The organism is Pseudomonas sp. NPDC087614 (assembly GCF_044743485.1).
GTDB lineage: Bacteria > Pseudomonadota > Gammaproteobacteria > Pseudomonadales > Pseudomonadaceae > Aquipseudomonas > Aquipseudomonas baetica_A.
In genome coordinates this window covers 14077-23927 of the sequence record NZ_JBIUWN010000082.1, presented here as the reverse complement: position 1 = coordinate 23927, position 9851 = coordinate 14077, and the positions used below count along the sequence as shown (strand labels likewise).

Sequence of the window (9851 nt, the reverse complement as noted above, 5' to 3'; positions counted from 1 at the left end):
CTCGCCACAACGCACTTCCACGTGCGGATAGTCACGCTTGGGCGTGTCGTTTGCCGTCGCCGATACGCGGGAAAACCCACCGGAACTGGCCACGCTCAAGCGTGACTATCCGCACGTGGAAGTGCGTTGTGGCGAGCTGGACGTCGAATTCCTGTGCCGTGCCGACGAGCTCTACGTGAGCCCCGGCCTGGCGTTGGCGACCCCGGCCCTGCAAGCCGCTGCCGCCCGTGGCGTGAAACTGTCCGGCGACATCGAGTTGTTCGCGCGTAACGCACAGGCGCCAATCGTGGCCATCAGCGGTTCCAACGCGAAAAGCACCGTCACCACCCTGGTTGGCGAGATGGCGGCTGCGGCCGGCAAACGCGTCGCGGTGGGCGGCAACCTCGGGACGCCGGCGCTGGACTTGCTCAGCGACGACATCGAGCTGTACGTGATGGAACTGTCGAGTTTCCAGCTGGAAACCACCGACCAGCTCAACGCCGAAGTGGCGACCGTACTCAACATCAGCGAAGACCACATGGACCGCTACAGCGGTCTGCCGGCCTATCACCTGGCCAAGCACCGGATCTTCCGTGGTGCCAGGCAATTTGTGGTCAACCGTCAGGATGCACTGACGCGGCCATTGATCGGCGAGGGCCAGCCGTGCTGGACCTTCGGTCTGAGCAAACCGGATTTCAAGGCGTTCGGTATCCGGGAAGAAGACGGCGAGAAATACCTGGCCTTTGAATTCCAGAACCTGATGCCGGTGCGCGAGCTGAAAGTTCGCGGCGCACACAACCAGTCCAACGCTCTGGCGGCCCTGGCGCTCGGGCATGCGGTCGGTCTGCCGTTCGACGCCATGCTCGCAGCGCTGCGCAACTTCGCCGGCCTCGAACACCGCTGCCAGTGGGTGCGCGATCTGGACGGCGTTGCTTATTACAACGACTCCAAAGCCACCAACGTTGGCGCCGCTCTGGCGGCCATTGAGGGCTTGGGTGCGGACATCGACGGCAAGATCGTGCTGATCGCCGGTGGCGATGGCAAGGGGGCCGAATTCAACGATCTGCGTGATCCGGTCGCCGCCCACTGCCGTGCCGTGATTCTGATGGGCCGCGACAGCGACAGGATCGGCGCCGCCCTCGGCGACGCCGTTCCACTGATCCGCGTAACGTCATTGGTTGAGGCCGTCGAGCAATGCCGCGCCGCTGCCCAACCGGGCGATGTCGTGCTGCTGTCGCCAGCCTGCGCCAGTTTCGACATGTTCAAGCATTACGAAGACCGTGGTCACCAGTTCGTCCGCGCCGTGGAGGAACTGACATGAGCCTGAGAAACATCATCAAACCGTATCCGTCGCCGATCATCACCGGGCGCGGGATCGACCTCGATTTCCCGATGCTCGCCGGGTGCCTGGCGCTGCTCGGTCTCGGCCTGGTCATGATCGCGTCGGCGTCCACCGAAGTGGCCGCCGCGCAGTCGGGCAGTGCGCTGTACTACATGATTCGCCACCTGATCTATGTGGCGCTGGGCCTTGGCGCCTGCATCATCACCATGATGATTCCAATCGCCACCTGGCAACGGTTGGGCTGGCTGATGCTGCTCGGTGCGTTCGGTCTACTGGTGATGGTGATCATTCCGGGCATCGGCCGGGAAGTGAACGGTTCGATGCGCTGGATCGGTTTCAGCTTCTTCAACGTTCAGCCATCCGAAATCGCCAAAGTGTTCGTGGTGATCTACCTCGCGGGTTACCTGGTGCGGCGCCAGAAAGAAGTGCGCGAGAGCTGGATGGGCTTTTTCAAGCCGTTCATCGTGCTGCTGCCGATGGCGGGGCTGTTGCTGATGGAACCGGACTTCGGCGCCACCGTCGTGATGATGGGCGCGGCCGCGGCCATGCTGTTCCTTGGCGGAGTCGGCTTGTTCCGCTTCTCGCTGATGGTGGTGCTGGCGGTCGGGGCCGTGGTTTTGCTGATTCAGATGCAGCCGTACCGGATGGCACGTCTGACCAACTTCGCCGACCCGTGGGCCGACCAGTTCGGTGCCGGTTATCAATTGTCGCAAGCCTTGATCGCGTTCGGTCGTGGCGAATGGCTGGGCGTTGGCCTGGGCAACAGCGTGCAGAAGCAATTCTACCTGCCGGAAGCGCACACCGACTTCGTGTTCTCCGTATTGGCTGAGGAGCTGGGCGCGGTGGGTTCGCTGTGCACCGTGGCGCTGTTCGTATTCGTGTGTATCCGTGGCATGTACATCGGTCTGTGGGCCGAGAAGGCCAAACAGTACTTCGCCGCTTACGTGGCTTACGGTCTGTCGTTCCTGTGGATTGGTCAGTTCCTGATCAACATCGGTGTGAACGTCGGCCTGCTGCCCACCAAGGGCCTGACCTTGCCGTTCCTCAGTTATGGCGGCAGTTCGTTGGTGATCTGCTGTGCCTGCCTGGGTTTGTTGTTGAGGATCGAGTGGGAGAGTCGAACCCACCTGGGCAGTGAAGAGATGGAATTCCATGAGAGCGACTTCGCCGAGGAGCCGAATCATGGGCGCTAACGTATTGATCATGGCCGGCGGAACCGGCGGCCACGTGTTCCCGGCGCTGGCCTGTGCCCGCGAGTTTCAGGCACGCGGCTACACCGTGCACTGGCTCGGCACGCCACGCGGGATCGAGAACGAACTGGTCCCGGCGTCCGGGCTGGAACTGCATCGGATCAACGCCACTGGCCTGCGCGGCAAGGGCAAGCTGTCGCTGCTCAAGGCGCCGTTCATGCTGCTCAAGTCGGTCTGGCAGGCGCGGGCGATCATTCGCAAGCTGCGTCCGGTGTGCGTGGTCGGCTTCGGTGGTTATGTGACTGGCCCCGGTGGTCTTGCCGCGAAGCTGGCCGGCGTGCCGGTGATCGTTCACGAACAAAACGCCGTGGCCGGCACCGCCAATCGGTTGCTGGTGCCGTTCGCCGCCCGGGTGTGTGAAGCCTTCCCCGACACCTTTACTCTGTCGGACACCCGCCGTACCACCGGAAACCCGGTGCGCAGCGAGCTGTTCCTCGAAACCCCGCGACCTGCTCTGGCGGGTCGCAAAGCGCGTTTGCTGATCCTGGGCGGAAGCCTTGGTGCAGAGCCGTTGAATAAATTGCTGCCTGAAGCCCTGGCCCAAGTTGCTGCCGATTTGCGCCCGGAAGTGTTTCATCAGGCCGGCAAAAACCACGATGAAGTGACTGCAGAGCGCTACCGCGCTGCCGGCGTGGATGCGCAGGTGCAGCCGTTCATCAAAGACATGGCCCAAGCCTATGGCTGGGCCGACCTGGTGGTGTGCCGCGCAGGCGCGTTGACCATCAGTGAGCTGGCTGCCGCCGGTCTGCCCTCGATGCTGGTGCCTTTGCCCCACGCGATCGACGATCACCAGACCCGCAACGCCGAATATTTGGCCCGTGAAGGCGCAGCCTTCCTGATGCCGCAAAGAACGACTGGTGCCGCGGACCTTGCCGCGCGCCTGACAGAGGTCTTGATGCAACCGCAACGACTTGAAGAAATGGCCCAAGCGGCCCGCCGTCTGGCGAAACCCGATGCCACCCGTAGTGTGGTCGATTCCTGTCTGGAGGTGTCCCATGGTTGAGAATCAGAAAGCCATGCCACAACCGGAAATGCGCCGCATCCGTCGCATCCACTTCGTCGGTATCGGCGGCGTGGGCATGTGTGGCATTGCCGAAGTGTTGTTGAACCTGGGCTATGAAGTGTCCGGTTCCGACCTGAAAGCTTCGCCGGTCACCGAGCGTCTGGAATCGTTCGGCGCCCACATTTTTATCGGCCACCGTGCCGAGAATGCCGCTGCCGCCGACGTGCTGGTGGTGTCGAGTGCCGTCAACACCTCCAACCCGGAAGTGGCGACCGCGCTGGAACGCCGCATCCCGGTGGTGCCGCGTGCCGAAATGCTCGCCGAGCTGATGCGCTACCGCCACGGCATCGCCGTGGCCGGCACCCATGGCAAAACCACCACCACCAGCCTGATCGCTTCGGTGTTCGCCGCCGGTGGCCTGGACCCGACGTTCGTCATCGGTGGTCGTCTGAATGCCGCGGGCACCAATGCCCAGCTCGGCACCAGCCGTTACCTGATCGCCGAAGCGGATGAAAGCGATGCCAGCTTCCTGCACCTGCAACCGCTGGTGGCTGTGGTCACCAACATCGACGCCGACCACATGGCGACCTACGACGGTGATTTCAACAAACTGAAGAAAACCTTCGTTGAGTTCCTGCACAACCTGCCGTTCTACGGTTTGGCGGTGATGTGCCTGGACGATCCGGTGGTGCGCGAAATTCTGCCGCAGGTCAAACGTCCGACCGTGACCTACGGCTTCAGCGAAGACGCCGACGTGCGCGCGATCAATGTGCGCCAGCAAGGCATGCAAACCTTCTTCACCGTGCTGCGTCCAGACCGTGAGCCGCTGGAAGTGTCGGTCAACATGCCGGGCAATCACAACGTGCTGAACTCGCTGGCGACCATCTGCATCGCCACCGACGAAGGCGTCAGCGATGAAGCCATCGTCCAGGGCCTGTCGGGCTTCCAGGGTGTCGGTCGACGCTTCCAGGTCTACGGCGAACTGCCCGTGGACGGCGGCAATGTGATGCTGGTCGACGACTACGGTCACCACCCGACCGAAGTCGCCGCGGTTATTAAAGCCGTACGCGGTGGCTGGCCGGAGCGCCGCCTGGTGATGGTCTATCAGCCGCACCGCTACAGCCGCACCCGTGACCTGTACGACGATTTCGTCAATGTACTGGCCGACGCCAACGTGCTGCTGCTGATGGAAGTCTATCCGGCCGGTGAAGAGCCGATCCCGGGCGCTGACAGCCGCAAGCTGTGCAACAGCATCCGCCAGCGCGGTCAGCTCGACCCGATCTACATCGAACGCGGTGTTGACCTCGCACCGCTGGTCAAGCCGTTGCTGCGTGCCGGCGACATTCTGCTGTGCCAGGGCGCCGGTGATATCGGCGGTCTTGCACCCAAACTGTTGAAAAGTGAGTTGTTCGCTGGCGCCGTGGCGGCGTCGGTCGAGGGGAAGTTGAAATGACTGCTGCCTACGCCAAGCTGTTCTCTACTATTGCGCCGAAAGACTTCGGCCGCGTCGCCGTGCTCTTCGGTGGCTTGAGTGCCGAGCGTGAGGTTTCGCTGAAATCGGGTAATGCCGTGCTTGAGGCGCTGCAAAGCGCGGGTGTGGACGCGTTCGGGATCGACGTCGGCGAAGACTTTCTGCAGCGTCTGCTGAGCGAAAAAATCGACCGTGCCTTCATCATTCTTCACGGCCGTGGCGGTGAAGACGGCAGCATGCAGGGCCTGCTCGAATGCGCCGGCATTCCGTACACCGGCAGCGGCATTCTGGCCTCGGCACTGGCAATGGACAAACTGCGCACCAAGCAGGTCTGGCACAGCCTCGGGATTCCGACGCCGCGTCACGCCGTGCTGTGCAGCGAAGCCGATTGTATTTCTGCTGCGACGGAACTGGGCTTGCCTTTGATCGTCAAACCGGCCCATGAAGGTTCAAGTATCGGGATGGCCAAAGTGAGTTCTGCGTCCGAGTTGATCGACGCATGGAAAGCGGCCAGTACCTACGATTCGCAAGTGTTGGTTGAGCAATGGATTCAAGGTCCGGAGTTCACCATCGCCACCCTGCGTGACCAGGTGTTGCCTCCTATCGCCCTGGGTACACCGCACACGTTCTACGACTACGACGCCAAGTACATCGCCAACGATACCCAGTACCGCATTCCGTGCGGGCTGGATGCCGCCAAGGAACAGGAACTCATGGAACTCACGGCCAAGGCCTGTGAGGCGCTGGGTATTGCCGGTTGGGGCAGGGCGGACGTGATGCAGGACGCCGACGGGCAATTCTGGTTTCTGGAAGTGAACACCGCACCGGGCATGACCGATCACAGTCTGGTGCCGATGGCAGCCCGTGCTGCCGGTCTGGATTTCCAGCAACTGGTTCTGGCCATTCTGGCCGCCAGTGTTGAAGACGCTCGAGGTTAAGACGATGCAAGGCGCTCAGCTCAGACATCAGCCACCCGCACCCGGTCGCAAGCCGGTGCCGCGGGGTGCCAGCCGAATGGTGGCCAAAGAGCCGATGTCCGCGCGCCTGCCAAAAGCCAATTTCGGCTTTCTGAGAAGTCTGTTCTGGCCGGTGCTGCTGTTGGTGCTCGGTTTCGGTACTTACGAAGGCGCCCAGCGTCTGCTGCCTTACGCCGACCGGCCGATCAGCAAGATCGCTGTCCAGGGCGACCTGAGTTACATCAGTCAGCAAGCGGTGCAGCAGCGAATCGCTCCGTATGTGGCGGCGAGCTTCTTCACCATCGACCTGGAGGGCATGCGCAAAGAACTGGAGCAAATGCCCTGGATCGCCCACGCCGAAGTGCGCCGCGTGTGGCCGGATCAAGTGGTGATCCGCCTCGAAGAGCAACTGCCGGTGGCCCGTTGGGGCGACGAGTCGTTGCTCAACAACCAGGGCCAGGCGTTTACGCCCAGAGAGCTGGCGAACTACGAACACTTGCCACAGCTGTTCGGTCCTCAACGGGCCCAACAGCAAGTGATGCAGCAATACCAGGTGCTGAGCCAGATGCTGCGACCGATGGGCTTCTCGATTGCCCGCCTGGAATTGCGTGAGCGCGGTAGCTGGTTCCTGACCACCGGCGCCGGCAGTTCAGGCCCCGGCATCGAGTTGCTGCTGGGACGCGGCAACCTGGTGGAAAAGATGCGGCGCTTCATCGCCATCTATGACAAGACGCTTAAAGACCAGATTACGAACATTGCGCGCATCGATCTGCGCTACGCCAACGGCCTTGCTGTTGGCTGGCGGGAACCTGTAGCGCCGACGACAGCCCAACCGGCTGTCGCGAAGAATTAAGAAGAGGCAGGACCCATGGCAAACGTGCAAAGCGGCAAAATGATCGTCGGTCTGGATATCGGCACCTCCAAGGTGGTGGCGCTGGTAGGCGAGGTCTCGGACGACGGCACGCTGGAAATCGTCGGTATCGGTACGCACCCGTCCCGCGGCCTGAAAAAAGGCGTGGTGGTGAACATCGAGTCCACCGTGCAATCGATCCAGCGTGCGATCGAAGAAGCCCAATTGATGGCGGGCTGCCGCATTCACTCGGCGTTCGTAGGCGTGGCCGGCAATCACATCCGCAGCCTGAACTCCCACGGCATCGTCGCGATTCGTGACCGTGAGGTGAGCTCTGCTGACCTTGAGCGTGTCCTGGACGCTGCGCAGGCCGTCGCGATCCCGGCTGACCAGCGCGTGCTGCACACCCTGCCGCAAGATTACGTGATCGATAACCAGGAAGGTGTCCGCGAGCCTTTGGGCATGTCCGGCGTGCGTCTGGAAGCCAAGGTTCACGTCGTCACCTGCGCCGTCAACGCCGCACAGAACATTGAAAAATGCGTGCGCCGTTGTGGCCTGGAAATCGACGACATCATTCTCGAACAACTGGCTTCGGCCTATTCGGTCCTGACCGACGACGAAAAAGAGCTGGGCGTGTGCCTGGTCGACATCGGCGGCGGCACCACCGACATCGCGATCTTCACCGAAGGTGCGATTCGCCACACGGCGGTGATCCCGATTGCCGGTGACCAGGTGACCAACGACATCGCCATGGCGTTGCGCACCCCGACCCAGTACGCCGAAGAAATCAAGATCCGTTACGCCTGCGCCCTGGCCAAACTGGCCGGTGCCGGCGAAACCATCAAAGTGCCGAGCGTCGGCGACCGTCCCCCGCGCGAGCTGTCGCGTCAGGCCCTGGCCGAAGTGGTCGAGCCGCGTTACGACGAACTGTTCACCCTGATCCAGGCCGAGCTGCGTCGCAGCGGCTATGAGGACCTGATCCCGGCCGGCATCGTCCTGACCGGCGGTACTTCGAAGATGGAAGGCGCCACCGAACTGGCCGAAGAAATCTTCCACATGCCGGTTCGTCTGGGCGTGCCGCATGGCGTCAAAGGTCTGGATGACGTGGTGCGCAATCCGATTTATTCCACGGGCGTTGGCTTGTTGATGTACGGCCTGCAAAAGCAGTCCGACGGGGTTTCGTTCTCCGGCATTGGCAGCCGCGACAGCTACAGCAGCGAGGAGCCACAGGCGCCGTTGCTCGATCGATTGAAGAAGTGGGTTCAAGGCAACTTCTAAAGCTTTACCGCAACACCGCAACAAAATGCAGTAGGCGAAAAAACTAGAGAACGTAAGGAGAGGGAAAATGTTCGAACTCGTAGACAACATCCCCGCAAGCCCGGTAATTAAAGTTATCGGTGTTGGCGGTGGCGGCGGCAACGCTGTCAATCACATGGTCAAGAGCAACATCGAAGGCGTCGAATTCATCTGCGCCAACACTGATGCTCAAGCGCTGAAAAACATCGGCGCGCGTACCATCCTGCAACTGGGCACAGGTGTCACCAAAGGCCTGGGCGCCGGCGCGAATCCGGAAGTCGGCCGTCAGGCTGCTCTGGAAGACCGCGAGCGCATTGCTGAAGTGCTGGCCGGCACCAACATGGTGTTCATCACGACGGGCATGGGCGGTGGTACCGGTACCGGTGCTGCGCCGATCATTGCCGAAGTGGCCAAGGAAATGGGCATCCTGACCGTTGCTGTCGTAACGCGTCCGTTCCCGTTCGAAGGCCGCAAGCGTATGCAGATCGCCGACGAAGGCATCCGCATGCTGTCCGAAAGCGTCGACTCGTTGATCACCATTCCTAACGAGAAGCTGCTGACCATCCTCGGTAAAGACGCAAGCCTCCTGTCGGCTTTTGCCAAGGCTGACGATGTACTGGCCGGTGCCGTTCGCGGTATTTCCGACATCATCAAGCGTCCGGGCATGATCAACGTCGACTTTGCCGACGTGCGTACCGTGATGAGCGAAATGGGCATGGCGATGATGGGCACTGGCTGCGCCAGCGGTCCGAACCGTGCACGTGAAGCCACTGAAGCTGCCATTCGCAACCCGCTGCTGGAAGACGTGAACCTGCAAGGCGCACGCGGCATTCTGGTGAACATCACCGCCGGTCCTGACCTGTCTCTGGGTGAGTACTCCGACGTGGGTAGCATCATCGAAGCCTTCGCTTCCGAGCACGCCATGGTCAAGGTCGGTACCGTTATCGATCCGGACATGCGCGACGAACTGCACGTCACCGTGGTTGCCACCGGTCTGGGCGCGAAAATCGAGAAGCCTGTGAAGGTTATCGACAATACCGTTCACACCTCGATGGCGGCTTCTCAGGTGCAGCAACCGGCTCCGGCCCGTCAGGAAGCGCCAGCGGTGAACTACCGTGATCTGGACCGTCCGACCGTCATGCGCAACCAGGCTCAGGCCGGTGCTGCGGCTGCCGCGAAGATGAATCCGCAAGATGACCTGGACTACCTGGACATCCCGGCATTCCTGCGTCGTCAGGCCGATTGATGGAATGTATCAGGCCTATGAAGGTGATTGGTGTTCAGCAAAGGTTCGGTCTGCTATCATCGCCAGCCTTTGTTGATACCAGTTCGCAATTTGCGCTGAAGCGGCCCAAGCCATGATTAAACAACGCACACTGAAAAATATTATCCGTGCCACAGGTGTAGGCCTGCATTCCGGGGAGAAGGTCTACCTGACCCTCAAGCCTGCGCCTGTCGACACTGGCATTGTGTTTTGTCGCGCTGACCTCGACCCTGTGGTGCAGATTCCTGCCCGCGCGGAAAACGTCGGTGAAACCACTATGTCGACTACGCTGATAAACGGCGACGTCAAAGTGGACACGGTAGAGCACTTGCTCTCGGCCATGGCTGGCCTGGGCATCGATAACGCCTACGTCGAGCTCTCCGCGTCCGAAGTCCCGATCATGGATGGCAGCGCTGGACCCTTCGTATTCCTGATTCTAT

General features: G+C 61.5%; 8 protein-coding genes and 1 pseudogene. All 9 read left to right on the top strand.

Going from position 1 to position 9851, the window contains the following annotated elements:
• Window positions 1-31: 31 nt before the first annotated feature.
• A pseudogene (gene murD, locus ACIOWA_RS23420) lies at window positions 32-1300 on the top strand (UDP-N-acetylmuramoyl-L-alanine--D-glutamate ligase); the annotation flags it as partial.
• Complete coding sequence (ftsW, locus tag ACIOWA_RS23415) at window positions 1297-2514, top strand: putative lipid II flippase FtsW (RefSeq protein WP_401162174.1); 1218 nt, start codon at window positions 1297-1299, stop codon at window positions 2512-2514. The pseudogene murD and the gene ftsW, both read left to right, overlap by 4 nt.
• Window positions 2504-3574 (top strand): undecaprenyldiphospho-muramoylpentapeptide beta-N-acetylglucosaminyltransferase, encoded by a 1071-nt coding sequence (murG, locus tag ACIOWA_RS23410; protein ID WP_339432154.1) that lies wholly within the window; start codon window positions 2504-2506, stop codon window positions 3572-3574. The genes ftsW and murG overlap by 11 nt, the downstream gene beginning before the upstream one ends.
• Window positions 3567-5027, top strand: coding sequence for a UDP-N-acetylmuramate--L-alanine ligase (gene murC, locus ACIOWA_RS23405; protein WP_339432153.1), 1461 nt, complete (start codon window positions 3567-3569; stop codon window positions 5025-5027). The genes murG and murC overlap by 8 nt, the downstream gene beginning before the upstream one ends.
• The gene (locus ACIOWA_RS23400) at window positions 5024-5983 is read left to right on the top strand and encodes a D-alanine--D-alanine ligase (protein WP_339432152.1); all 960 of its coding nucleotides are present in this window, start codon (window positions 5024-5026) and stop codon (window positions 5981-5983) included. The genes murC and ACIOWA_RS23400 overlap by 4 nt, the downstream gene beginning before the upstream one ends.
• Before the next feature lie 4 nt (window positions 5984-5987).
• Window positions 5988-6854 carry a cell division protein FtsQ/DivIB gene (locus ACIOWA_RS23395; RefSeq protein WP_339432151.1) on the top strand — a complete coding sequence of 289 codons (867 nt, stop codon included), beginning with the start codon at window positions 5988-5990 and terminating at the stop codon, window positions 6852-6854.
• A gap of 15 nt (window positions 6855-6869) precedes the next feature.
• Window positions 6870-8129, top strand: coding sequence for a cell division protein FtsA (gene ftsA, locus ACIOWA_RS23390; protein WP_047303071.1), 1260 nt, complete (start codon window positions 6870-6872; stop codon window positions 8127-8129).
• A gap of 67 nt (window positions 8130-8196) precedes the next feature.
• Window positions 8197-9393: a cell division protein FtsZ gene (ftsZ, locus tag ACIOWA_RS23385; RefSeq protein ID WP_221731503.1), complete on the top strand. Its 1197-nt coding sequence runs from the start codon at window positions 8197-8199 to the stop codon at window positions 9391-9393.
• A gap of 112 nt (window positions 9394-9505) precedes the next feature.
• Window positions 9506-9851, top strand: a 346-nt coding sequence (locus ACIOWA_RS23380) for a UDP-3-O-acyl-N-acetylglucosamine deacetylase (RefSeq protein ID WP_401162171.1), incomplete at its 3' end; no start/stop codon positions are given.

Bases quoted from the DNA above. Each gene is read 5' to 3' on its own strand.
- ftsW (WP_401162174.1), top strand. From the start codon at position 1,297: ATGAGCCTGAGAAACATCATCAAACCGTATCCGTCGCCGATCATCACC.
- murG (WP_339432154.1), top strand. From the start codon at position 2,504: ATGGGCGCTAACGTATTGATCATGGCCGGCGGAACCGGCGGCCACGTG.
- murC (WP_339432153.1), top strand. From the start codon at position 3,567: ATGGTTGAGAATCAGAAAGCCATGCCACAACCGGAAATGCGCCGCATC.
- ACIOWA_RS23400 (WP_339432152.1), top strand. From the start codon at position 5,024: ATGACTGCTGCCTACGCCAAGCTGTTCTCTACTATTGCGCCGAAAGAC.
- ACIOWA_RS23395 (WP_339432151.1), top strand. From the start codon at position 5,988: ATGCAAGGCGCTCAGCTCAGACATCAGCCACCCGCACCCGGTCGCAAG.
- ftsA (WP_047303071.1), top strand. From the start codon at position 6,870: ATGGCAAACGTGCAAAGCGGCAAAATGATCGTCGGTCTGGATATCGGC.
- ftsZ (WP_221731503.1), top strand. From the start codon at position 8,197: ATGTTCGAACTCGTAGACAACATCCCCGCAAGCCCGGTAATTAAAGTT.